The 25,509-nt window shown below is 54.1% G+C and carries 22 protein-coding genes; 10 read left to right on the top strand and 12 right to left on the bottom strand.

All coding sequences use genetic code 11. The features are described 5' to 3' along the window. Nucleotides 1–82 precede the first annotated feature (82 nt). From K8V32_RS05865 to K8V32_RS05855, 3 genes are all read right to left on the bottom strand, one after another. Nucleotides 83–715, bottom strand: coding sequence for an MBL fold metallo-hydrolase (locus K8V32_RS05865; protein WP_303904328.1), 633 nt, complete (start codon nt 713–715; stop codon nt 83–85). Between the two features lie 353 nt (nt 716–1,068). Continuing rightward, nucleotides 1,069–1,905, bottom strand: coding sequence for a phosphosulfolactate synthase (locus K8V32_RS05860; RefSeq protein ID WP_303904325.1), 837 nt, complete (start codon nt 1,903–1,905; stop codon nt 1,069–1,071). A 63-nt stretch (nt 1,906–1,968) separates the two neighbouring features. After that, nucleotides 1,969–3,357, bottom strand: a complete 1,389-nt coding sequence (locus K8V32_RS05855; RefSeq protein WP_303904323.1) for an MmgE/PrpD family protein — start codon at nt 3,355–3,357, stop codon at nt 1,969–1,971. Between the two features lie 697 nt (nt 3,358–4,054). Here K8V32_RS05855 and K8V32_RS05850 point away from each other — a divergent pair. Then, a complete protein-coding gene (locus K8V32_RS05850; protein WP_303904321.1) occupies nt 4,055–5,083 on the top strand; it encodes an alpha/beta hydrolase in 1,029 nt (342 codons plus the stop codon). 956 nt (nt 5,084–6,039) lie between these two features. Here the strand turns inward: K8V32_RS05850 and K8V32_RS05845 are convergent. Next, nucleotides 6,040–6,546 (bottom strand): helix-turn-helix domain-containing protein, encoded by a 507-nt coding sequence (locus tag K8V32_RS05845; RefSeq protein ID WP_303904319.1) that lies wholly within the window; start codon nt 6,544–6,546, stop codon nt 6,040–6,042. Nucleotides 6,547–6,630: 84 nt separating this feature from the next. Between K8V32_RS05845 and K8V32_RS05840 the strand changes: the two genes are divergently transcribed. Further along, nucleotides 6,631–6,921, top strand: coding sequence for a hypothetical protein (locus K8V32_RS05840; protein WP_303904316.1), 291 nt, complete (start codon nt 6,631–6,633; stop codon nt 6,919–6,921). A gap of 183 nt (nt 6,922–7,104) precedes the next feature. Here the strand turns inward: K8V32_RS05840 and K8V32_RS05835 are convergent, their stop codons facing one another. After that, nucleotides 7,105–8,199, bottom strand: a complete 1,095-nt coding sequence (locus tag K8V32_RS05835; protein WP_303904313.1) for an S-(hydroxymethyl)mycothiol dehydrogenase — start codon at nt 8,197–8,199, stop codon at nt 7,105–7,107. 193 nt (nt 8,200–8,392) lie between these two features. On the opposite strand from K8V32_RS05835, the gene K8V32_RS05830 reads away from it, so the two are divergent. Continuing rightward, nucleotides 8,393–9,184 carry an SOS response-associated peptidase gene (locus tag K8V32_RS05830; protein WP_303904308.1) on the top strand — a complete coding sequence of 264 codons (792 nt, stop codon included), beginning with the start codon at nt 8,393–8,395 and terminating at the stop codon, nt 9,182–9,184. A 12-nt stretch (nt 9,185–9,196) separates the two neighbouring features. Here K8V32_RS05830 and K8V32_RS05825 read toward each other — a convergent pair whose 3' ends face one another. Next, the gene (locus K8V32_RS05825; RefSeq protein WP_303904303.1) at nt 9,197–11,254 is read right to left on the bottom strand and encodes an alpha/beta hydrolase family protein; all 2,058 of its coding nucleotides are present in this window, start codon (nt 11,252–11,254) and stop codon (nt 9,197–9,199) included. 125 nt (nt 11,255–11,379) lie between these two features. On the opposite strand from K8V32_RS05825, the gene K8V32_RS05820 reads away from it, so the two are divergent. The 6 genes from K8V32_RS05820 (at nt 11,380) to K8V32_RS05795 (ending at nt 19,424) form a co-directional block, all read left to right on the top strand. Then, nucleotides 11,380–11,703, top strand: coding sequence for a DUF6504 family protein (locus K8V32_RS05820; protein WP_303904301.1), 324 nt, complete (start codon nt 11,380–11,382; stop codon nt 11,701–11,703). Between the two features lie 3 nt (nt 11,704–11,706). Beyond that, nucleotides 11,707–15,204, top strand: a complete 3,498-nt coding sequence (locus tag K8V32_RS05815; protein ID WP_303904299.1) for a DNA polymerase III subunit alpha — start codon at nt 11,707–11,709, stop codon at nt 15,202–15,204. A gap of 38 nt (nt 15,205–15,242) precedes the next feature. Further along, nucleotides 15,243–15,905, top strand: a complete 663-nt coding sequence (locus K8V32_RS05810; protein ID WP_303904295.1) for an AMIN-like domain-containing (lipo)protein — start codon at nt 15,243–15,245, stop codon at nt 15,903–15,905. Nucleotides 15,906–16,021: 116 nt separating this feature from the next. After that, nucleotides 16,022–18,034 (top strand): threonine--tRNA ligase, encoded by a 2,013-nt coding sequence (thrS, locus tag K8V32_RS05805; protein WP_303904292.1) that lies wholly within the window; start codon nt 16,022–16,024, stop codon nt 18,032–18,034. Between the two features lie 6 nt (nt 18,035–18,040). Beyond that, nucleotides 18,041–18,658: an HIT family protein gene (locus tag K8V32_RS05800; protein ID WP_303904289.1), complete on the top strand. Its 618-nt coding sequence runs from the start codon at nt 18,041–18,043 to the stop codon at nt 18,656–18,658. Between the two features lie 61 nt (nt 18,659–18,719). Next, nucleotides 18,720–19,424, top strand: coding sequence for a GOLPH3/VPS74 family protein (locus tag K8V32_RS05795; protein WP_303904286.1), 705 nt, complete (start codon nt 18,720–18,722; stop codon nt 19,422–19,424). A 7-nt stretch (nt 19,425–19,431) separates the two neighbouring features. Here the strand turns inward: K8V32_RS05795 and ybaK are convergent, their stop codons facing one another. From ybaK to K8V32_RS05780, 3 genes are all read right to left on the bottom strand, one after another. Then, nucleotides 19,432–19,920, bottom strand: a complete 489-nt coding sequence (gene ybaK, locus K8V32_RS05790; RefSeq protein WP_303904282.1) for a Cys-tRNA(Pro) deacylase — start codon at nt 19,918–19,920, stop codon at nt 19,432–19,434. Then, nucleotides 19,917–20,357: a SufE family protein gene (locus K8V32_RS05785; protein WP_303904279.1), complete on the bottom strand. Its 441-nt coding sequence runs from the start codon at nt 20,355–20,357 to the stop codon at nt 19,917–19,919. Before K8V32_RS05785 ends, ybaK begins: the two co-directional genes overlap by 4 nt. Before the next feature lie 109 nt (nt 20,358–20,466). Beyond that, nucleotides 20,467–21,360, bottom strand: coding sequence for a sulfurtransferase (locus tag K8V32_RS05780; protein WP_303904276.1), 894 nt, complete (start codon nt 21,358–21,360; stop codon nt 20,467–20,469). A gap of 226 nt (nt 21,361–21,586) precedes the next feature. Between K8V32_RS05780 and zapE the strand changes: the two genes are divergently transcribed. After that, nucleotides 21,587–22,657 carry a cell division protein ZapE gene (gene zapE / locus K8V32_RS05775; protein ID WP_303904273.1) on the top strand — a complete coding sequence of 357 codons (1,071 nt, stop codon included), beginning with the start codon at nt 21,587–21,589 and terminating at the stop codon, nt 22,655–22,657. 85 nt (nt 22,658–22,742) lie between these two features. Here zapE and K8V32_RS05770 read toward each other — a convergent pair whose 3' ends face one another. From K8V32_RS05770 to K8V32_RS05760, 3 genes are read right to left on the bottom strand one after another with little or no spacing between them, the layout of a single operon-like run. After that, nucleotides 22,743–23,717, bottom strand: coding sequence for a CPBP family intramembrane glutamic endopeptidase (locus K8V32_RS05770; RefSeq protein WP_303904270.1), 975 nt, complete (start codon nt 23,715–23,717; stop codon nt 22,743–22,745). Between the two features lie 35 nt (nt 23,718–23,752). Next, the gene (locus tag K8V32_RS05765) at nt 23,753–24,712 is read right to left on the bottom strand and encodes a hypothetical protein (RefSeq protein WP_303904267.1); all 960 of its coding nucleotides are present in this window, start codon (nt 24,710–24,712) and stop codon (nt 23,753–23,755) included. After that, nucleotides 24,709–25,062, bottom strand: a complete 354-nt coding sequence (locus K8V32_RS05760; RefSeq protein ID WP_303904264.1) for a GntR family transcriptional regulator — start codon at nt 25,060–25,062, stop codon at nt 24,709–24,711. The genes K8V32_RS05765 and K8V32_RS05760 overlap by 4 nt, the downstream gene beginning before the upstream one ends. Nucleotides 25,063–25,509: the final 447 nt, after the last annotated feature.

Here is a 25,509-nt window from a genome sequence, read left to right as displayed (position 1 = left end):
TGACGCATAAGCACCGTATTAAAACCATTCTGGGCTCCACAATCGCAATAGATTGTGGAGCCCAGAATGGTTGCAGCGCGGTTTAGTGTCCGCGAGCGATCCATTCATCCAGGTGTGGTTTTTCGTCACCGATCACCGTGGAGTCACCGTGACCGGTCAACACCTTGGTGTGATCGGGCAGGGTGAAGATCTTGTTGGTAATGGATTCGATAATGGTATCGAAATCCGAGTACGAACGTCCGGTTGCTCCAGGACCGCCGTTGAACAGGGTGTCCCCGGAAAATAGGACCCCACCTTCCAGCTCTGGAGCATGGAAGACAACACAACCAGGGGAGTGGCCTGGGGTATGGATCGCTGTGAGCGTTACCCCGGCGATGGTAAATTCATCGCCATCGTTGATATACCCATCAGGCTGCTCGTCTGGGTGGGTAGCGTCCCAGAGCATTTTGTCTTCTTTGTTAATGAGTACTGGAGCATCAACGATGTCACGTAGTTTGATGACTTCGGAAATGTGATCGTCGTGTCCGTGGGTCAGCAAGATTGCTGACACGTTGCGACCCCCGATTGCTTCACTGACCTTATCAACGTCGTGCGCTGGGTCGATGACAATGACATTCTGATCGTCACCGACGATGTAAACGTTGTTGTCGACATCCCAGGTTCCGCCGTCGAGCGAGAAAGTTCCTGAGGTTACAATATTTTCAATCTTGGCCATTAAAACTCCACCATTAAACGTCGAACTAGGCGACGCTTATTTTGTCGAAGGCTACATTCATATCGTTTATTGTGTTGCATTCCGAATCCAACACAACGAGTTTAAGCCTAGCTCACCTGTATAACTGACTGAAGGTGCCACGACACGTGAAGTGAAAACGATAATCGAGGCGGTGTCTCAGGTGCACGACGTCAACTGCCATCGTCTTGCCTATAACTGGAAATTCTTGAATCGCTTTCACTGTTTTGGGGGTCCCTGAACGATTTACGGATCAAATGCAGCGCTTACCCTCCGAATCGTGTGAGTGGAAGGGTAAGCGCTACCTGCTTGTTTATGTGTTTATGTGTAATGAATTAATATCCAGGGTTGATAATTCGGCCCCAGGTGCCCTTATTGCCCCAAATATTTTGACGCATACCTTCAAGTTGTAAGATCTGCGAATGGTCCACGAAAAGGTTGACTTCATTACCGTAATTTTTGAGATACCACTCAAATACCAGTGGGTCGGCAGCTTCAAACATGACGTTTTCGATACCTAGGCCGTTCATGATCGAGGCAGCTGCACCAGTATTCCAGTTTTTGACGTTTTCCGTGATGCCTTCGGACTCGATCATGATGATATCCGCCCCGGCTTCAAGGGATTTCTTTCCGCGGTCTATGAGGTCTCCAATGTCTTTGGAGTCTTCTGCTGCAAGTTCTTCTTCGGCGGAGTCGCCACCGGAACCGATTTGAATACCGAGTTCAGGTTTTGCTTTTAATCCGGCTTTGATAACTTTTTCTACCAGGCGTTGTAAACCTGAGGTCGGAAGCATAATGAACCCGGTGGAAATTTCAATGACGTCGAAACCAACTTCTTTGGCTTCTTTGAGGTATTGGTCAACAGCGTCATCGCCATAGCGGAGGATTGTTTCAATCCATCCTCCAGAAGAAACATAGGCGCCATTTTCGTGTGCAATGTTGTTGATTGCTCGGACTTGTTCTGTTGGTGCCAGCGCGAAGGATCCGCCGGCCCATTTGATGCCATCAATCCATTGTCCTGCAATATCAAAGACGTCCTGCATGTGGCGTGTTCCATAAGCAAAGTAGTGTGGTGCTCGAATTTCGGTAATACCGAAAGTACGGGGTTTTTGTGGTCGGTATGCTCGTGGAACAAAATTAAATGATACGTTGTGGTCAATTGCGTTACTCATCGTATTCCTTTCAACGGATGATGATTTTTGCTGATTGTCTACTGATCGCATTTCTCTACGAAATTATTGGTCGTGTCCCACTTGGGCTAATAAGCTCGTGAGATCAGTTACATTGTGTTTTTCGAGGCTCTCCACGGTTTGAGCTATTTGATCGCGAAGCTGTTCGTTGGCGAACGGGGCTGTGAGGCGATCGAATTTTCGGCGTGCGGCTTCCCACGTCAGCGGATTATCATGGAACCCTTCATAGGAATCTTTGAATGAATTCATGACTGTCCCGTCACCGAATGTGACACTTAGATCTGCTGGCATCTTGTCAGGGAATTGGGCGCTGAGTTGGGCATCAGGAACGATTTCAATTTTGTGCATCAAAGATTGCACGTCGTCGGCAATAATGCGTTGAGGATCGTATTGAGCTGGGTTCAATTCACCGTCCAATAAGATGGCAGCCAGCATCCAAGGGAGTGAATGGTCAGCTTCTTCTTTCGTCCGAATAGATAGCTTGTCACCTTCTTCTCCGCCACCAATGATGGAATATGCCACGTCGAATGTCTTGAGCTTAATTCCTGTGATCGCTTCGACGTCGAAACCATCCCTGCTGCGAATATCTAACGCGGCATCCAGAGCCGATTGTGAATGAATCTCGGCATTATGTTTCTTGACAATCGTCGCTGTAACTTTTTCAAGATCCTCTGTAGACCAGTCCAATTCAAAGTCGCCAGCGATGGACTCCTTGAAACCCTTATTACCTTCAAAGACTTCAGCAGGTCCGGTCATTCCACGGGACGCTAACAGTACGCTCCACATGCCTTCTTTAGAAACATGCGGGTATGCTAGGCCCTTCCAGTGGCTCAAATCTCCTGTACGGGTTACTCGTAGGGCATTATTTGCGGTGCCGGCGATCGCTATAGCATTGGCGGTCTGCTCCGGAGGTAAACCGAACGCTTTCGATGCCGCGGCGGCTGCCGCATAAGCGCCCTGGGTTGTGTGGTCAAAACCTTTTGCCCGAACCGGGGCGACATCTGACAACCTGGTATGCACCTGATAGGCAACTGCCAAGGCAGAAAGCAAGGAAGAACCGTCTGCCTCGCGAGCTTCAGCAGCTGCTAACACAGCACCGAAATTATCTGAAGGGTGGTTGGTCTCGCCCGGTGCTAAATAGGAATCCATGAAATCCAAATAGCGACTTAGCGCTGAATTATAAAAGGCTGCCCGCTCAGGTGAGGTCTTGCCACCACCAATTAATGTGGCTTTTGGAGCGCCACCGAGATCATCAATCAGCTTACGAATTGCAATCATTGGTTCGGCTTTCAGGGCGCCAATCGCTACCCCTAAAGTGTCCAAGATGCGAATCTTCAGTTGTCTTACAGCATCCGCGCTCATATCGGTCACGTCAGCACGTTCGACAAATTCGGCGAGTTGCTGAACTTCGGTTAGTTTACTTGTTCGAGTCAAGATACACCTACTTTTCTCTATCGAATGCCCTGTCACACCACCGTGCTTTCTAAGGGCACCCATATCTATTTACATCACATACATGTGTTGTAATCAAGGGTGTGAGGCTAAAGTCACTGGCAAAAGCGATGCTTTACGTTAGCGACGAAAGTTAATACTGAATTGTGCTCTGCTTTGGGCACACGAGTACTCGTCAATAGTTCCCGAGGGACGTGTCGACAACCATCCATGAACGGTGCGTTGAATGCTTCAGGTGATGACTCAGCAGTGGAGGGCGCATCGTCAGAAATGCGTGACACCACACTCTGCATTCTGTGAGCCCCTTAACTTCTGGCTCTCGATCGAAACCCTTATGGTTTCCTCGAACCAGAGACAAGTTCTTTGGAGGAAAGCGGCATGACGACATATCGATGATCAAACAACGCAATGTTCTAGAAGAATTGCACAGGGGGCTGCAAAGCAGAGCTGCGGGAAAAGTTCATTAACCGAAAGCTTCGATCGTACGACGGCGTAAGAGTTGCCTAATCAATCCCAGCTGAACGCGACGTCGCGTGATTGTGCTTGCTACATCGGCTGTATTCGAATGATTTTTTGTTACTGCCACTTTCGTAAAAAACCGAGGGCAACGTAGTCGTTTGATGGGCAAGTTATTACTTCGCTGTGGGCAAGGCAGAATAGCCGCCATGCACTCAGAAAGATGTCGCCAGCTGCGCCGCGATGTCGCTGCAAGAGGGTAAAGTTGTGGACGTTGATTGTTCGTCGAGAAGACAGGGTAGCGGTGAAACCGTTAGCAAGCTTTAATTGGGATTCTTGTGATGGAGCGCACCTCAAAAGCTATCTTTTCGGGTCGGCTGAGGCTCCTCCACGGCAGCGCGTAGTCTTGGTGTGTGGCGCATTTCTACCCGCCCTCGTGTACGCTCCCTTCGCAACTGCTCTTGCCAAGCAACTGGGCGATGACTGGGGGATTTATGTCTATGATCGGCGGGGTAAGGGACAATCTTCGCCCGTCGATGAGGATTATTCACTGGACACAGAAATCTATGATGTTGCTGCTGCGTTACGTAGCTCCCAGGCACATCATCTTGTGGGGCATTCTCTGGGCGGGGCAATCGTCCTGCACGCTGTTCGAATGTTATGCGAAACACCTGATGTGTCGTTGCGCGACCTGACGCCGGCAACCACCACGGTCTATGATCCAGCTATTAACGTCGATGGTTCTTTTGACACGTCATGGCTGCCGAAGTTTAAGAACTATTTTGAAAATGGCCGTTTGGGTCGCGCAATGGCGTTGGTTGAGCGACACTTGGGTATGTCACGAACCTTGTCGCGCGCGCCGACGTGGATGTTAGCAGGAGTGTTGGCCCTATCCATGCGCACCGGATTGCGAAACACTACACGCAGCATTTTTCCAGCCGGAGTGGCTGAGCTTACGGCTGCATTTCAGGAAGAGGCCAAAGCTTCAGATTTCGCAAATTTGCCCGCCCGAACATGTCTGATTACCGGAGAGCGCAGTGCTGATTACTTTCAGGTTACGGCCGCTACACTGGCGAAGTCGGTACCGGATTCACGATTCATTGTTTCACCGAAAGGGTTTCATGGGTCAATCCCAGCAGTGCGTCACCGCATCGTAGAGTCATTGGCTCTGTGGTTAAAGGATGAACCCCTTGGGGCATTAGATCTCGGTATGCAATCGTTGCCAAATGGTGCGGTACAGAAGCGACGGTGATTCACCGGAGTAACTGTGCCGAAGCATAATTGCGTCTCGGATGGACTCAGGGGCTGGAACTAAATTTTTGGGCTTTTGTGGTCATCTCAAGTCTTCCCGAGTGGGCCATCTCAAGAGCAGGTGTTCAGGAAAATAATGGCGTGGCATTACCGTCAAAATTTAAACTCAATCATACGAGGCTCAGGATGGATGAGGTGTTGTTCCCCCGAGCTCAGTACGGTTCGACGAACCTGCTGATGGAGGAAAAATCCTTCTCGTGACAGGACTGGCTGAAACGGCTCGATATTCACACCTTGGCGCCAGGCTTATTCCGTTCCGTCGGTTGCCAAATTCACTCTGCGTCATGGTGAGAAACTCCGATCGTAGTACAAGGAAGCGTGCGAATGGTCTCTGCGATTTGTACTTCGGTAGGAGTGTCGAACGCCGAGGTAATTTCATCAAAAATCAGGATGACGGGCTTGTTTCAGAAGTGCTCGCGTTATGGCAACTTGCTGACATATCCCCATCGGACAATGCTCCACTCGTGCTGTCCTATTTGTTGTTGGATTCCGCAGGAGGACTGATCCATCAATGCGCCATAGTGATCTCTAGGCGTCGCTGTACTTCCACGAAAGGTTGGCCGGGGCTCAAACGAACGGACCGGTGCTGCAAGAATTTCTGACCCAGATGGAAGACATTATTTTGTCACCGTGATCCCACAGTCAGAGCAAGCCCAAACCCTCCTATAAGACCAGGCCTTGGGCGGCATGTTCGTTACAGCCAACAAACATTCACACTCGGCCAATGGAATATTCGATAACACTTTGGTGATCTGGTGCTCCCGGCCAAAGATATGAGACGCACGGAAACACGCTTGGTTGGGTAGATTTTTGCAGAGATCCGTCGGGCATTTTGCTGCGAATTACCCAACGGACTGGGATATAGCATGAAGACAACCGGTTGAAATCGCCTGACACCTACTTTGGGAACACTTCGGCGTCAGAAAGGTTTTGAATGTTGAGGGCATATCTCCAGTAGTCGATGAGTCCGTCATCGCGCATGGAAGATAATTCGCGAGACAGCGCGGCACGATCGACATGCAGGTATTCGACCAGTGTGGTGCGGGATATTGGCAGGACGAAGGTTGTCTGCTGATGCCGCAAAGCTTCGGTGAGTAGGTAGGAGCCAAGACGTTTACGAAGTGAACGGTGATGTGTAGCATTCGATTTTCGTATGTTGGCGTTCCTGTTTCGTTTGCAGCGACTGCCAGACTTTCTGTCGCATGATGGGCAGAGCGAAACACTAGATTGTCTCATCGCGAGTTTTGCTGGTGCAAAGTAGAGGGCACTGCCGCTAGTTGCCGCGATGATAGACCGTTCGTCTGGACCGTTATACGAAGCAATGCGTGGCGATTGCCAGCCGTCACCGAAAAGATCGTCAGCTTGGATGATATCGACCAGTGTGCGCTTTACAGTAGTGTGCATGAGGACATCGTGGCCTAGCTGTGCGGGGTTTGTCTTGGCTGTAGTCATCGGGCTGAGCCCACCCTTCGCTTCACAGTAAGTCCTGTGAAGGCTTTATTCAACGCGGTGCCCACGGTCGCTTGGATAGAAATTGCCTTGATGTGGGTGGGTCTTGAAATGGGCCCAACCGTCTTCCTTATTGTGGTCACCACGCTGCCGCTTCTGGTGATGGCGGCAGTCGGTTGGAAAATCACCATCAGGGGAGTTTCTTGTCATCTAGGGGAGTGGGCAATCTCCTGGTGGAACCGAAAATGCACCTGCAAACAGACTAGTTTTCGCCATGGCTTTCCTGCTGTTGTTGATGTGGGGAATCATCTCCCTGGACCTGTTCCTTAGTGCGTGCCAAAGCGCGTTTATCCTCATGAGTAGATTGCCCGCCACAACACGCAATCAGTACGTCTTGCACGTCCCTGTTGATCTTTGGGCACAGACTTGGGCTGAAATCTTCTTTGAGAACACAACAGCGGCGCCGAACTCAAGTTGCTGTTCGGCGCCGCTAGCGTGTAGAAGCTAAAACACTTACAGTTCGACTACTGAGCGCAGGACTTTGCCGGCGTTCATCTTGTCAAAAGCTTCATTGATGTCGTTGATTGTGATGCGCTCGGTCACGAATGCATCCAGATCTAGCCTACCCAGCAGGTATTGTTCAACCAACATTGGGAAGTCGCGTGATGGCAGGGTGTCGCCGTACCAGGAGGACTTCAGGGAGCCACCGCGGCTGAACACATCTGCAAATGGTAGCTCAAGTTTCATATCTGGGTGCGGTACGCCCACCAGTACCACGCGGCCGGCGAGGTCGCGGGCGTAGAAGGCCTGCTTATAGGTTTCTGGGTGGCCCACGGCTTCGACCACCAGATCGGCACCGAAACCATCGGTCAGTTCGCGAATGGTCTCCACGGCATCGACCTGTTTGGAGTTCACCGTGTGGGTTGCGCCCAGGGTCTTGGCCTGTTCCAGTTTGGCGTCGTCAATATCCACGGCGATAATCTTGGTCGCACCAGCCAGCTTGGCGCCCTGAATAGCCGCCATGCCGACACCACCACAGCCAATGATGGCGGCGGATTCACCGCGTTTCAGTTCACCGGTGTTGATGGCCGCCCCAATGCCAGCCATGACACCACAGCCCAGCAGGCCAACGGCGGCATCCTGGTGATCATCCAGATCGGCATCAATCTTGGTGCACTGTCCGGCAGCGACCAGCGTTTTTTCGGCAAAGGAGCCAATACCCAGGGCGGCTTCTAATTCGGTGCCGTCTTCCAGGGTCATTTTCTGGGTGGCGTTATGGGTGGCAAAGCAGTACTGCAGCTGGCCTTTCTTACAGGCCCGGCATTCACCACACACCGCACGCCAGTTCAAGATGACCTTGTCACCGACCTTCACGTTGGTGACGCCCTCACCGATCTCGGACACCACGGCGGTGGATTCATGTCCCAGCAGGTACGGATAATTATCGCCCACCCCACCTTCGATATATAGGTAGTCGGTGTGGCAGACACCGCAGGTGGACACATCGACAACTACCTCACCGGGGCCAGGTTTGGGCACGATGATCGTTTCGATAGTCACGGGGGCATCTTTGGCTCGCACGATGGCGGCCTGAACCTTATATGCCATTCATCTCTCCTTGAAATCACAGTTGCGCCCACGAACAAGCGTGGGCAGTCACACACTATTTGACCATATTCATTTGGAAGTTGACCATGGTTGACAACACGCTGATGTATAAGGCGATTGCTAATGGCTCGGCTTGTCACTTGGGTCAGATCGAGGCATCGTGTTCGCTCGTTGGGACTGGCATACTGGAAGTATGTGTGGACGATATGTGATGGCCAGAGCAATCGGTGATCTGATGGCAGCCACGGGGGCCGATGAGGTGCATTTCGAAGAGCTGCACCCAGATTATAATGTGACCCCGACCAAAGACGTGCCGGTGTTAGTGGAGCATTTCCAAGATCCAAAAGATCCCTTGACACCGTGGCAACGCAACCTGTATATGGCACGCTGGGGTTTGGTGCCGATCTGGGCCAAAGATCTGTCCTTTGGCCAGCGCACCTTTAACGCCCGTGCCGAGTCCGTCGTTGATAAGCCCTCGTTCCGCTCAGCTGTGAAAGCCCGCCGCGCTGCCGTCCCGGTGGATGGGTATTACGAATGGTTGGCTCCGGAAACCAAAGGCGAGCGTAAGCAACCATATTTTGTACGCCCCAAGGACGGTTCGCCAATCTTTTTTGCCGGCCTCTATGAGTGGTGGAAGGACCCGGCCGCCCAGGATGATGCCCCGTGGGTGCTCTCGACGACGATCCTGACCGGACCATCCCCGCAACCTGGCGATCAACCTGAGATCCTCAACAACCTGTCGGCCCTGCACGACCGGCTGCCATTGCCGATGAGCCGCCAGATGATGGACCAGTGGCTGGGCGCAGGTGAGGTCTCCAAAGAGGAAGCCTCCCAGTTCGTCGACGCCGTCGTCGCCCAGGCATATGAGGTGGCCAGCCAATGGGAAATGTATCCGGTGAATCCGGCCGTCGGATCAGTGCGAAACAACGGCCCAGAACTCATCGAACCCTTTGATCCCACTGGCGGCCAAGACACCCTGGTCTGACCCAGCTGGGGTCTAGCCCAATTGCGGCGGCAGCTGCTCGGCTGCGCCATGGACGTGGACATCCAGGAAGTTGCAGAACACTCGATACCAGGCTTCGGCATTGCCACGGCTTAAGATCCAGTGCCCCTCATCTGGGAAGTAGAGGTACCGGTGGGCGGTGGCGCCGTCGTCGTTGGTAATTGGCGGGGTGACCGTGTGCAGGGCATGCCATAGCTGTTGGGCTTGGCCGATTGGCACCCGGTAGTCCTTATCCCCGTGGATCACCAGCATGGGGACGGCGATATCGCGGGCGTGTACGTGCGGTGAGTACTGGGACTGCGGGGTCATTGCCCGGTCCCAGACTGCGTTATCGGTGGTTTGGCCCATCGCGGTGGTATCCCACAGGGAGGCGTGGGTGATGATGCACCGGAATCGGTCACCGGTGTGCCCGGCAACCCAGTTGGCCATATACCCGCCGTAGGAGCCACCGGCCAGGGCGGTTTTGGTTGCGTCGATGTCCTGGCGTGCCTCGGCGGCGTCGATCAGCGCCATTAGGTCAGTAAACGGGGTACCGCCCAGTTGCTGATTGCCTCGGTCGATCATGTGCTGGCCGTACCCGGTGGAAATTGCCGGATCAGGCAGCAGCACCGCATAACCGGCGGCCACAAACGGGTCGGGATTCCACCGGTAGGTCCAGGTATTCCAGGACCCCCAGGGTCCGCCGTGCACCATGACCAGTAGTGGAAACGGGCCGTCGCCGTCGGGCAGGCGCAACCAGGAACGCACCATCGTGCCGTCTTGGGCGGTGGTGCTCAGTGTCTTCAATCGACCGGGGGAGTCCAGGGCGTCCGCGGCGGTGGCTATGATCACCGGATCGGTTACGACTGGTGCTGCCGGGCTGAACGAAAACCGCACCAGTTGCGGGCTGGTGGCAATACCCGAGGCGATGGCATATACGGTGGCGTCGTCGTCAGTATTAGTATCGGCATCTGTGGTCACGGCGTCATAGGCTCGGGCGGTATCCAGGGCGTTGTGCGGCTGCCAGGTATCCACCGGTGCGGTTAGGCGGGTTGGGAGCTGTTCCTCGCGGTGGCCAATATAGATCGCGCCGGCACCCTCGTCATCACACGCGGCCACCAGATACGTGGGAGTCAACCACTCGGGGGTGACCCAGCGATCCAGTTGTGGCCATAACGGTCGCACCTGCCCGGATGATAATTCCAGCAGACCAGCGGTGACCGCCAGGTTGGTGCCCTCGCGCCACGGTGTGCTGATACCGACCACGGCGCGCGTGCCATCCGGGCTGATAGCCCCGGCGCTATATTCGCGTTGCGGGGTGGAGGCCAACAGTTCGATGGCCTGTCCGGTGATGAAATCCACCCGATAGATCACCTGGGTTTCCACGTCGTCAGGGGTATTGCCGCGGTGCTGGGACATGGTCACCAGTGCGAAGGTTGCCGTGGCATCCAGCTGCCAGTTCACTAAGCGCCCGGGTGGCAGATTCACCCGAATAAACTCGGGGTGCTGGCCGGGTTTAGGGATGGGTGCAATGCCAAAGACCGTGCGGCCGGCCGGTAGGTCTTGATCCCAGTAGCGGGTAGGAAATGTGGAGTACAGCACGCCGGTGACCTTGGCGTCACCGCGTGTGGCAGCCAGTTCTTCGTGCTGCTCATGGGTCGTGGCACCGCTGTGCCACTGCATGGTGACCACCAGTTTGGTGCCAGCAACTTTCAGACCGGTAAAACCCCAGGTCCGCTGGGCAACCACCCGGGGTTCGCCCACGGGCGGTAATACCCAGAGTTTTGCCCCGGCTTCTGATGGGGCATCGGGGTTATTTGCTGGTGCAGTGCGCGAGGATAAAAAGAACACCTGGCCGTCGTCGGCTTGTTCAACAGCACTCACGGAGTCATCTGCGTATGTCAGTTGCACTGGTGTGTCGGTCACATCCCACAGCTGGCTGACATAGCCGGTGCCATCTTGTTTTAATTGTTGTACGGTCGTGAGGATTCGGCCTGATTTCACCGTCAATCCGGTCAACCGAGGCGAATCCAGCAGCTTGGTCAATACGGCGTCAAAAGCAGTGTTGGTCATCTTCCCCATTATGAATGCTGCCATGCACCGGCGACAGATTCGCTTATCGTGTCCGCGCAGATTTTTATGCTGAAAACGCGAAGAACCGTTTGGCACTGACGCCGCTGATCAGAAGGGGAATTTTTATGGGCACACTCACACAAGCCGTTGAAGTCACCTGCACCACCGCGGGCATCCCGCTGCACCTGAATTACGGGGGCCGGTCCTATACGGTTAAGGCCCAACCACAACGCTGGTACGTACGACGTCGCTGGTGGGCCGAAGAATACCGCGCCGCGCTGGGCCACGGCCCCGGCCTGGTGGATTATCAGGTGTGGCGTGTCCAGGTCAGCCTCACCCGAGCCGCCAATGCTCCGATGTTGACCCTGGATATTTCTCACCACATTGAATCTGGCCGCTGGCGTCTGGTCCAGGTTCACGACGCGTTACGGTTAGAAGAAGCCGCCTAAACTATGGCGCCGTCTTTTGCCCATCTCAACGTCACCACCGCGTACTCGGCACACTTCGGGGTTTCCTGGCCCGAGGAACTCGTCGAGGTCGCGGTGGCTGATGGCGCCCAGATACTGGGCTGCACGGATCGAGACGGGCTCTATGGGATGGTCAAACACCTCAAAGGCTGCATTGCCCACGGCATTGCCCCGGTGGTCGGGGTGAATCTTGCGGTCATGTGGGACCCAAAATACACCGTGGATGGCAACCCATTACCCGCCGGGCGGGTCACGATCCTGGCAGCCAGCGCCGCCAACGTGGGGTACGGTCAAGCCCGCAACCTCGGGGCCGGGTATCAGTCGCTGGTGCGGCTCATCTCGTGCGCCCACACCCAACTCACCGGCGATAAGCGCCCTTATATTCTGGTCTCCCAGCTGGCCAAAGCTGCCGGCCCCAAACCTGTGCTCCACGTGTTGTTGGGACCAGAATCTGACGTCGGCGGGTTGATGACCCAGCGCAAATACACTGCGGGTCGGGCACGACTGAAATTGTGGAAACAGGTCCTGCCCGCAGCCAGCGCACACGTGGAAATTGTCTCCCACCTGTCGCTCCCCACCGAGCGGCTCGCAACCTCCCACGCCGTGCGCATGTTGCGAGCCAGCGCAGAGCTGGGTCTGGATGCGGTGTTAACCAATGCGGTCCGGTACGCGACTCCGGACGGGGCCGCCACCGCCGACGTCGTTGACGCCGCTCGCGCCTTATCGAGTCTAGATAAACTCACCGATATCCAACCCAACGGGCAGGGCTGGTTGAAAACCGCTAAGACCATGCGCGCCCTGGCCCAGGAAATCACGTACGAAGCCGGCCTGGGCACCGCAGCGGCCCGGCAACTGCTTGAGACCACCCAACAACTGGCCGAAACCTGCGCGCTGGACCCGGCTCAGGATCTGGGGTGGGGACAACCCCGAGTGCCCGAATTCGACATCATCGGTATCGATGGCGACCCGGCCACCGTGCTCACCCAGCGCGCCCGAGCCGGATTAGCATTACGCTTTGGCCACCTGGAACCGGGCGGGGGACTCTACAACCGGATCCACCGTCAACTGGATCACGAACTGGGCATCATCCAAGATCTAGGTTTTTCCAGTTATTTTCTGACCGTGGCCGAGGTCGTGGCGATGATTGAAGACCGCAACGTGCGAGTCTCTGCCCGCGGCTCCGGGGCGTCGTCGTTAGTGAACTACGCCCTGCGAATCTCGCATGTCGACCCTATCGAGCACAACCTGATCTTTGAACGGTTCTTATCGCAGGACCGCTCCACACTGCCGGATATTGATATCGACGTCGAATCTGCCCGTCGACACGAGATCTATCACGCTATTTTTGACCGTTTCGGTGCCGAACGCACCACGTTGATGAGCATGCAAAACGGCTACCGGGTTCGTGGCGCGGTGCGTGACGCCGGACGAGCACTAGGACTAGAACGCGAACAAGTCGATCAGCTGGCCAAAAAACTCTGGCGATTCTCGGCTTCCGATTTTCGTCAAGCCCTGGAACACATGCCAGAATTACAAACTTTCGCCGCCCAAGTGCACACCAACCGCAAAGCCGGCAACCAGCAACTGGATCTATTAGTAGATCTGACCGAACGACTCGACCGGTTACCACGCCACATTTCCATGCACCCCTGCGGGGTGATTCTGGGCGATCAAACCCTATTGGACCGGACCCCGGTCGAGGCTTCCGGCATGGGCCTTGCCATGAGTCAATTTGATAAACACGATATGGACCCAATGGGCATGCTGAAACTCGATGTGCTGGGCGTGCGAATGCAATCCACCATCGCCTATGCACAACAAGAGATCCAACGCACCACCGGAGAATCCATCAACCTGGAAAACATTGCCCATGATGACCCAGACACCTATGCGATGATCCAATCCACCCACACTCTGGGATGTTTCCAAATCGAATCGCCCGGCCAGCGTGAACTCATTGGCAAATTAGAACCCGAATCCATTAACGATCTGATCATCGACATCTCACTATTTCGACCCGGACCCATGAAATCCGATATGGTCCGACCATTCTTAGATTACCGACACCAACTGGCCCCAGCCCGCTACCCGCACCCAAAACTGAAACCCATCCTGGAAGAAACCCACGGCGTCACCGTCTTTCACGAACAACTGTTGCGCATCTTTGACGAAATGACTCAGTGTGGATTGGCAAAGGCCGATGAGTTTCGCCGCAGGTTGGGCTCTGAAACCCAAGACGACGTCGAAACGTACTTTCGTGCCAAAGCCATGGCCAATGGCTGGGATATCGATGTCATCGACGAAGTCTGGGATACCTTGGCCGCCTTCGGATCATTTGGTTTTTGCAAGGCCCACGGGGCGGCCTTTGCCATCCCAACATTTGAATCCGCCTGGCTAAAAACCCACTATCCGGCAGCGTTTATGGCCGCGGTGCTGGAACACGATCCGGGCATGTATCCGCAACGACTCATGGTTGCCGAAGCCCGTCGCATGGGCATCGAAATTTTACCGGTCGATATTAATACTTCCACCACCAACATGCGTTTAGAACGCCTTGCCGAAACCAATAACACCTCGCGGCACCCGTGGGGGATCCGACTATCTTTGGAAACCGTGTTAGGTCTGACACAGAAAGAAAAACAACGCATCGAACGCGCCCAACCCTTTGACAGCCTGGCCGATGTGCGCGACCGGGCACGCCTGAGCAAAAAGAGTCTCGAAAACCTCGCTCAACTGGGCGCCCTCGATAGTATCTTTCCCGAAACCGGCATCAGCCGCACCGACGTCGTCCACCACCTAGAATTTTTACACTCACCGACCAAACGCGATCGCACCGGACGCACCCTGCGCACCGGCAGCCCACAAATCGATGGCCAACAAGCCTTCAGTCTCGGCGACACCGAACTAGACACCCTCCCCGCACTGTTCCCGGAACCCAGCAAGGAACAAAAAATCCGCACCGAACTGGACCTGACCGCAATCGATACCACCGGGCATTTAATGCAATCCCATAAACCGTATCTCCAAGCCCTGGGCACCACCCCGGCAGATCAGCTGATCACGTTACGCAACAACACTCGGGTGCTGGTAGCAGGTGTGCGGGTGGCAACCCAAACCCCACCGATGCGCTCCGGAGACCGCGTCGTCTTTATTTCCATCGACGACGGCGCCGGGGTGATCGACACGTCATTTTTCGCCCAAGCCCAACACGCCACCGGCGATATCCTATTCTCGGCACGCATGCTGTTAATTGAAGGCACAACCCGGCGCACCGGGGCACGCGGTATCACACTACAAGCCATACGAGCCTGGGATATGCACGACCCGACGTCGCTACCGGATCCCGACTACTTCGATACCGAACGCGACCACTGGGCCAACTGGTTTACTCGCAACACCCCACTACCACCTATTCGGCATCAAAGCCAACTAGGAAAACCACAGAATACCGGTACTGGTGCACGGGTGCTGGGATATCATTAATCCATCGCAACTCATGCTTGACCAAGGCGGAGCCCAACATGAAATATCACCGTACACCCACCGTCATACTGCGTGTTGTTTTCGCAACATGTATCCTCGGATTGACCGCCACAGGTTGCAGTACCTCTGAGCACCCCGATGCCACACCACCGGATGCTTCGGCGACTTCAAGTCCACAAGCTTCACCAACCCAACAACCGTCAGAACCAACCCAACAGCAGTCTGAACCCGGCGCCCAACCGGTGGGAGAGTTCAGCACGGATAGCTATGAATCAGACAACTGGCCTGATTTCGGCGATGCCAAAGGCGTGTATCCGGTAGCGATGCGCTCAGCGGTTCACGACGGCTTCGAACGTATTGTCATCGAACACGCCGGAACCGGTACCCCCAGCATGCTGGTGCGCTACACCGATGAGCCCATGGCCCCCGGCTCAGGTGCTGACTTAGGCATTGATCAAGACGCCGTACTGGAAATCATCTGGTCAGGTACCGCTAGCGTTGACGATATGGATGTCGATGAACTCATGCAGGTCAACGACCCGATCACGGATCTGAATACCACCGCAGCCCAGAGCGTGGTCGTGTTCCCGCCCTTTGAAGCGACCTCAAACTACTTCATTGGACTCGATGAGCAACGCCCATATGCCGTGACCATTCTGCAAGACCCGGTCCGTCTTGTTGTGGATATCCAAACCGACTAAGCACATCGCCGCGAGCCACCTGCAAACAACCTGCCAAGCAGATAGAATGGCGGGTGGCTTATCGGTGGTCCAGTATGCCACCGAATTCACAGCCTGACACAAGGAGGAACTGGCACGTGGCCGAACCTAAAGAAATAACCATTACCGTAGACGACCAAACTACCCAGGTCGCTGAAGGAACCACAGGCAATGACCTGTTTGCGGAGGAAAAAACTACGGTAGTGATGAAGGTCGATGGCGTCTTACAGGATTTATTCCGCGTCATCCCAGCCGGTGCCACCGTTGAACGCGTCGACATTACTGACCAAGAGGGACTGGAAGTCCTGCGTCACTCAACCGCACACGTCCTCGCACAGGCTGTCCAAGAACTTCACCCAGAAGCCAAACTGGGCATCGGGCCGTTCATTGAAGACGGCTTCTACTATGACTTTGACGTCGATGAACCCTTCACCCCTGACGACCTCAAAGAGATCCAAAAGCGCATGATGCGCATCGTCAAGGCAGGTCAGACATTTAATCGACGCGCCGTGGACGAGGCCCAGGCCCGTGAAGAGCTCGCCAATGAGCCGTATAAATTACAGCTGCTCGACCGTCAACATGACGAAGAAGCCGCCGCCGAAGGGGCTGCCGTGGAAATCGGTGCCGGCGAGATCACCATTTACGACAACCTTGATCGCAAAGGCAACGTCGTCTGGTACGACCTCTGCCGCGGACCGCACATCCCATCAACCAAACTCATCGCCAACGGTTTCTCACTGACCCGTGCCGCTGGAGCTTATTGGTTGGGATCCGAAAACAACCCGCAGCTACAGCGCATCTACGGTACCGCATGGGCATCCAAAGACGATCTGGTCGCCTACCAGGAACGCATCGCCGAAGCAGAACGCCGTGACCACCGCAAGCTCGGGGCCGAAATGGACCTGTTCTCCTTCCCAGATAAACTGGGCTCAGGCCTGCCCGTCTTTCATCCCAAGGGTGGGATCATCCGCAAGGAAATGGAAGACTACTCACGCCGTCGTCACGAAGAAGCCGGCTACGAGTTCGTCTACACCCCGCACATCACCAAACAGAACCTGTATGAAACCTCAGGTCACCTGGAATGGTATGCCGACGGCATGTTCCCACCGATGCACATCGACGAAATCCGTGATGAAGAAACCGGTGAAGTCACCCGGGCCGGAGCAGATTACTATCTGAAGCCCATGAACTGCCCAATGCACAACCTGATCTTTGCATCCCGTGGCCGCTCCTACCGCGAACTACCATTGCGGATGTTCGAGTTCGGGTCCGTCTACCGGTATGAGAAATCCGGTGTGGTCCACGGTCTGACTCGCGTGCGCGGCATGACTCAGGACGACGCGCACATTTACTGCACTGAAGACCAGATGAAAGATGAGCTGACCAACACCCTAAACTTCATCCTGGATCTGCTCAAAGACTACGGTCTCGATGATTTCTACCTTGAATTATCGACCCGCGATCCAGAAAAATATGTTGGCAGTGAGGAAGTCTGGGACAACGCAACCCGCGTCCTGGCGGAGGTAGCCGAAGAATCCAAACTTGAACTCGTTGATGATCCAGGCGGTGCCGCATTCTATGGACCAAAAATCTCGGTCCAGGCTCGTGATGCGTTGGGCCGTACCTGGCAAATGTCGACCATTCAATTGGACTTCAACTTGCCAGAACGTTTCGATCTGGAATACCAGGCCGCTGATGGCACCCGCCAACGTCCAGTCATGATTCACCGTGCACTATTTGGCTCCATCGAACGCTTCATGGGTGTGCTCACCGAACACTATGCCGGGGCGTTTCCGGCATGGCTAGCACCCGAACAGGTGATTGCTATTCCGGTTGCCGAAGCATTCAACGACTACCTCTTTGACATTGTGGACAGGCTCAAGGCGCGTGGTATTCGTGCCCGCGTGGATGATTCCACTGACCGGTTCCCGAAAAAAATCCGCACCGCAGCCAAACACAAAGCACCATTCGTGCTGATTGCAGGTGGCGAAGACGCCGAGGCAAACGCTGTATCCTTCCGCTTCCGTGACGGTTCACAAGACAATGGTGTCCCGGTAGATGAGGCCATTGAACGCATTGTCTCAGCGGTCGAGCAGCGTCAGCAGGTGTAATTCGTTATGGCGAACCGCGATGCAGATCGTGATGCAGAGTTCACCGATGATTTTGCATTAGCAGGTACGCCAGATGCCTTCCAACGGCTATGGACCCCTCATCGGTTGGCCTACGTGTCCAAAGGACAAGGTCAGGTCACCGATGAGGCGTCCTGCCCGTTTTGTGCTGCACCGCAGCGTGACGACGAGACGTCACTGATCGTGACCCGGGGGATCACCTGTTACGTGGTGATGAACTTATATCCCTATAATCCCGGGCACTTACTGGTCTGCCCATACCGGCACATCCCGGATTACACTGATCTGACAGTTGAGGAAACCGCCGAGTTCGCACAGCTGACCCAGATTGGTATGGAAGTGCTACGCGATGTATCAAACGCTGCTGGATTCAACCTCGGTATGAATCAGGGCAACGCCGGGGGAGCAGGGATTGCCGTGCACTTACATCAACATATCGTGCCGCGTTGGGGTGGCGACGGTAACTTCTTGCCAATTATTGCCCAAACAAAAAACGTCACCGGAACCATCGGGGATATGCGACAAATCATCGCAGACGCTTGGGAAAGTGGAGCCCACCGTTTTCGAGAACAACAAGCTCGAACAGTGAATGAGCGTGAGGCGTGACACGCTTCATCGGTACGTCGCAGTTCCCACCGTCAGCCAGAAAAATCGAGACAATAGAGACATGATGTCGGAAACACAGGGCACGAAAAATCGACCACTAAATATCGCGGAGTACTATCTGCTGGCGTGTCTTGATCAGCATGGCAAACTGCTGACCCAAACACACACTGTTCGGGTTGGTATCGCAGGTGCCGTCCTGACAGATCTTGCACGTCGAGGCTGCCTGTACGTCACCCGGGATTTGGTGATTGTGAAATCGGCAGCCGATGTTGTCTTAGAAGAGCCCCTGGCCTCCGTGTTGCAGATCATGAAAGATGCACCCGAAAACCAAGACGCCGAGCAATGGATTAATCGGTTCTCACGACCATCGCTTATGGATGCCATTCTTGAATCCTTGCAAACTCGCGGTGACATCACGGTCATGACAAAACGGTTCTTGGGTCTCCTGCCACGCACACGCTACATACCAGATGAATCCTATGGTCGGATGGATATGTATGTGCGCATGCGTGCCACGTTGCTTGGTCGTGACACCGCGCTTGATGCCAGCACCTGGCCACTGGTGCAACTGCTGTACTCCACGGATGTCCTGACAAGATTATTCCCTGGGCTACAGAATAAAATGGTCAAAGAACGCCTTGAGGCGTTTCATGCCGAAGCAGCCCAGCAGGAGCCAGCAATTGCTGAGGCGATGCAAGCAGTTGAAAATGCGATCGCAGAGTCACTAACCGCGACGCGTGGTCAAGCCACCGGCATGCGAGGCTAAAGAACACCTATCGACTGATGTCAGCTACGGTCGCCGACGTGATCCTTAGAAAATCATCAGCACGTATTTCGATTGAAAGACCGCGGCGTCCACCGGAAATCCAGATGGTGTCATGAGGCTCAACGGATGCATCCACCACGATCGGCAGCTGAGTTTTTTGGCCTAGTGGTGAAATACCACCGAGCACATACCCCGTTTTTTGCTGCGCCACGTTTGGATTTGCCATCTCTACCCGCTTGGTGCCAAGCGCTGCGGCCAGACGCTTCAGATTTAACATATCGGCAACTGCTACGACAGCATTGGCTAGCTCACGTTCAGAAGATTCCACCAGCAGCGTCTTATAGATACGCTCAGGTGCAATCTGAAGCTTTTCGGCCGCCTCGTATCCGAAGCCTTGATCGGAAACTTTGTGATCATAGGTATATACCCGATGCCAGATGCCTGTCTCGAGGAGCAGTTGCAGGGCTGGCGAGGCAGTCCGTGCTGCGGTACTCATACCTGACGGCTGGTGATATTGCGCTTGATACGACCAAGTAGCGCGGTCATTCCACGCAGTCGCAGTGGGGTTAGAGCCCTCGTGAGACCTAGCTGATTTGGCATGTCATCGGGGACGTCAAGAATGACGGAGGCTGATTGACCGGAGAGTCCTTCAACTAAGACCCCGGCGAAGCCACGAGTGGTTGGGGCTTCAGGCGGCGCGGAAATAATAATCGTGACCTCTGGGTCTGGGTCATCAGAGAATTCTAGAGCTAAGAACAGGGGAGTCTGGCATTCAATGACCTGTTCCATTTCGTCTTCGTGACCGGCATAGCGTTCTGGCGGTTCTGGAAGGTTATCCGAGAACTCCAAAAGCAGTTCAAGACGTTCTTGTTCGTGCATATCCTGGAAATCTTCGATGATTTCCTGCAGAACCTGTGGGGTTTTAACAGTCAATGAAAGCCTTTCTGTGGAAAAGATCCGCACTCTAGTCTAACGCGGATCAGTCCGAAAATATTTCGCCGGTATCGGAAGGCCTCCGATACCGGCGAAGACTGTCCATCAGTTAGTTTGGTGCTTGACCCGGTTCAGCACCAACGACGATTGGCACGCCCACGCTGTTGCCCCATTCGGTCCACGAGCCGTCATAGTTGCGTACGGATTCGTAGCCCAACAGGTAGCGCAGAACAAACCAGGTGTGAGCTGAACGCTCACCAATGCGGCAATAGGCAATTACGTTATCCGATTTGCCCAAATTGGCATCCTCCGCGTAGAGACTCAATAGTTCTTCACGGGATTTGAATGTGCCATCTTCGTTGGCAGCAGTTGCCCATGGAACAGATTGGGCAGTAGGAATGTGACCGCCACGCAGCGTCCCTTCCTGTGGGTAACCAGCCATGTGGGTGGTCTCACCGGTGTATTCAGGGTTGGACCGCACATCAATCAGTGGTACCTGGCCGATGCTGTCCAGAACCTGGGCTTTGTCAGCACGCTCCGTGTGGTCATCGCGCTCAACAACAGGGTAGACACCTTCAGTAATCTCTGGAATATCACGGGTGATTTCGCGACCTTCAGCGATCCATTTATCGCGGCCACCGTTCATCAGGCGAACGTCTTTGTGACCGTAGAGGGTGAAAACCCACAGCGCATAGGCGGCCCACCAGTTGGACTTATCGCCATAAAAAATAACTGTGGTATCACGGCTGATGCCTTTTGATGCAGCCATTTTGGCGAACGCTTCGGCACCAATAAAGTCACGGGTTACCGGGTCATTGAGCTCGGTATGCCAGTCGACTTTAACTGCACCTGGGATATGCCCGGTGGAATACAGCAGGGTGTCTTCATTCGACTCGAGTACAACAACATTTGGATTGTCCTTGTTCTCGGCGACCCATTGGGTTGAGACTAGTTTTTCCGGGTGCGCGTAGTCGGAATGTTCCACGGGGACTGTTGTAGTCATGAAGGGATGTACCTTTCGTAGCGGGTGACCGTCAGCAAGTGAGACGTATTTGAAGATTAAGGATACAAGCTTGTGTGTTAATTGCCACGGCTCTCGTCACACTAGTACTTCTATGCACGCTGTGAAAGTAATAGTGCGCCCGCGATTCTGGGGCGTTTTAGGATGTAAAGGTCAGCCGAGTGCTCTGATGGTCGCACCGTTGCAATAATCAAGGATGGGAATCAACGTGACAGAAATCGTCGCTCTATCGGAGCGGAACCCACAGGTTTCTTCCGAAGAACTTCTGGCAGGGTTTCATCCGTCATATCGCTTCGGTGAGGTATCCTTCGATACCTATATTCCAGACTCAGCATACCCATCCCAAGCCGGGGCTGTAGAACGCCTTAGCGCCTTCGCCGCTTCCATGAAAGCACCCAAAAAAGCAGGTGGTCTATTTTCGATATTCCGTCGTGATGCTAAAAAGGCCAATGGAAAAAATGGCAACGGACAACCCAACGGGCTCTATCTCGACGGTGGCTTTGGGGTCGGCAAGACTCACTTGCTGGCGTCGCTGTGGCACGCAGCGCCGGGGCGAAAAGCCTTTGGCACCTTTGTGGAATACACCAACCTGGTGGGAGCGCTAAGCTTCACCACCACTGTAGAGGTCTTAAAGGAATACACCCTGGTGTGCATCGATGAGTTTGAACTCGATGACCCCGGCGACACCGTGTTGATGTCCCGGTTGATGCGCGAGCTATCCGATGCTGGAGTCAAACTCGCAGCGACATCGAATACCCTACCCGGTGCACTTGGGGAAGGTCGCTTTGCTGCCCAAGACTTCAAACGCGAAATTCAAGTTCTGGCTGATCAATTTGAAACGATTCGCGTCGACGGCGAAGACTTCCGGCACCGCGGCCTAGAACGCGCTCCGGAACCGGTTCCAGTGGGTGCAGAAGTTCAGACTGCAAAAGAAAACTTCCCAGACGAAAAAGTCTTCGCAGTCGACGACTGGGCTGCTTTGACAAAAAACCTCTCTCGCGTTCATCCGTCTCGATATCGTGAACTTGTCAAAGATATTGATGTCTTGGTGCTGAGTAATGTCACCACCATTACTGAACAAGCCATGGCACTACGATTCGTTGTGCTGGCTGATCGCCTCTACGATAAAGATGTTCCAGTGGTGGCTTCGGGTGTGCCATTTGAACAACTCTTTACCGAAGACATGATGGCAGGCGGGTATATGAAAAAATACTTCCGTACCGTCTCACGTATGACGGCGCTGGCACGCGAAGGACACCTAGGCGAAAAAGTCCTCTAACAGTCGGTACCCCATACAGATCATCATCACACAGGTTACCTAATGGTCCTCGCGCCTGGCTGATTGGAGTGTATGGGCAACTGATCTACGTTTTCTGATGAGACGTCCGGTTCGTCTCGCTCTTCTTAATGCTATTTGTAAGTGGTGTGAACTTTCCTAGGCTGACGATGACAACCAGCAGAATGGCGGGAATGATCCATCCGCTCCATCCCGTAATATTGGCCTGCAAGGGATTATATACACCATTCTCCGCCACGAAAACAACATAAAGCGTCGCCGATGCATTGAGACTACTGTGGGCTAAAGCTGCAGGCCAGACTGATCCGCTCCGAAGGCGAAGCCAGCTGAAAATGCCACCAATAACGGTGCAGAACCCAACCATCGCTAATAACGCCAGCCACCCCGGTGTACCCGGATAGTTATGTCCCAGCAGAATAACTGGTGCGTGCCACAATCCCCAGATGGCGCCGGAGAGCACGATTGTTGGCCAAGGCCCTAGGCGTAAAAGTTTAGGTAGGAGCCAACCGCGCCAACCGATTTCTTCGCCCAGTGCTGGGAGAATGTTGATAAATAGCGCTGCGATGAGAACATTGAGAAACTGCCCAGCCACAAGCACTCCAACGGGTGCAGGGAGTTCCGAGATACCTAACTGTGCCAACTGCATTTCTGTGATCTGTTGGAATCCGCCAAAATTCGTGAAATCTGAAGGAAACAAGCCCAGAACAGATCCCACGACCAGCGCCACTATGCACAGAATAATGGGAAGCAACAATGCGACCACCAAGTAGACGATGAGCCGTCCAGCGGGTTTCAGCGGCACTAAACCTAAGGCTCGCCCCTTCTGTTTAGGTTTCTCAACGAAGAACACAACGATCACGGCAGCTACAGTCGGCACAAACATCATAGCGACCATGAGGGGCACCGCCGCCGGTGAACGCAATCCGTCTGCCAACCATAATGGGAGCGCAATCAGCCATGACAGCAGGTATGCCAAGCCGAGGAAGATTACAATCGAGATCTTGTTTTTAGGGGTGCGACTCGTCGCAACTGATGGATTCACTGATGCACCTATACTTCAGCTAATTGGGGTTGCTGTTATGAATTCTCTTTGGTGGTCGTCTGAGAGACATAGTGTTTGAGTAAACCGGCAGCCGTTGGAGCGTCGTCACTGGTGATTTCCAGGACACGACCATTGGTACGCATGATACGCACACCAGGACCACTCTTTGTGATGAAGCCGGTTCCCGACCCGTTCAAACGCCATCCCCAACCACCCCAGTTGGCAGCCTTCACATGGATAGATTCTGCTGAGGCTATGGATTGATGTGGGATATGCCCACGTGGAAATCCAAGATATGAACGGTAACTGAATCCCTGATTATCAATGCGATAGCGCCATCCCCATGTAGACAGTGCTATTGTGACTGTTATTACGGTTGTCAGCCCGATTGCCCAGTTGGGGGTAATAATGAGGCAAACCAACGCCGTCATCACTGCTATGACTAGGACTAACTGAACGCCGAAGTGCATCGACTCTGAACGAAGCCACACCGCCTTACCCTGATGCGGTATACCAGGGTTGGCAGCGGGTTTACTCGATTTTTCAGGCTGTGGTACCGGTTGAACCAGATATGTCAAAAGTACGCCGATGACAGCTGCCAGAAGCAAGATAAACCAAAATGAAGTGGCCGGTAACGTGGCTTGAGTAGCATCAGTGAGACCACGTTGTAACCTGAAAAGCTCTATTTGTAGTACCGAGAGCATCCCGCTACTAAATCCTGATGAGCCCACGATGACGCGGCCTGTTATACCGTGCCACATTCCATTACGCGCCAGAACGGTGAAGATTATCAGAAGTAGCAGGTTCATACTGGTAAACAGCACGATACTTGTCGTTGGGGCGAGGTATCCGTCTGGTAAGAAATTGCTGTCGAAATGGATAGCCATCGGATCGGGAACTAGCGGCACGGATAGTGCTGCCCACAAGGTGGCTCCGGCAACTAGTGTTAGCAGGGGAGCCAGCGTGGTCAGAATATATCGTTTCTGGTAACTCAAGTCAGCCCTCCTCGGGCAAGTAGATTTGTGATGGAACTGAGCGATATCCCGCGATCCTTGGCGAGCCGAATAACCAGGTTAAGGGCTGATTGGAGCACATCTGTCTCTGACCCTGGAGCACAAGCTATCGCTCCGCGACCACGTCGCAGATCTAGATACCCGAGTTCCCGTACATGCCGGTAGGCTTGCAAGACTGTATTGCGATTGAGGTCAAGTGACTTTGCCAGTTCAACGGCAGAAGGAAGTCGCTCACCATCGCCGATGTCACCCGAGTCGATTTGCGCTACGATTTGTTCCGCGATCTGGATATACACCGGCCGCGAATCGCGAGGATCAGTCTTAATGAACATAAATCCACGCTAGCTCAACTAGTACAACTAGTACAAATATGTGTCTGAATGCGTTGTCCGTTACCTTTTGCTGTACCTGCCGGCTAAGAACGATGAGCCGCTGGACTTGTTGGCTAAATCGATGAAGTCGTCCCGCTGCTTCGGGCAAGTAGAGGAATCCATCGCGTCACGTAGTCGGTGGCGCAATCGAGATCGAAGGACTGGAGCGACTCGTTTATCGAGAATAATGTTTCAAAGCTCTAGGCTGTATGGCATGGAGCCAATGCTACTCATACTCCCAGGTGGCTTGACTCAAGCTGCACTCATTGTTGTTGCCTGTGTTTTGTCAACTAGAAGTCGGCCATTAACGCGATAAGAATCCGGCCACTTTGGCAGGAAAACCTGCCAAAGTGGCGATAAGGGGTTATTTCATCAGGGCGTTTTTCACGCGGTAGGATTCGCCGCGGA

Source organism: Enteractinococcus helveticum (assembly GCF_020742345.1).
Lineage (GTDB): Bacteria > Actinomycetota > Actinomycetes > Actinomycetales > Micrococcaceae > Yaniella > Yaniella helvetica_A.
Note: the sequence above shows the minus strand (reverse complement) of the source record. Positions and strands in the feature narration are given on the sequence as shown.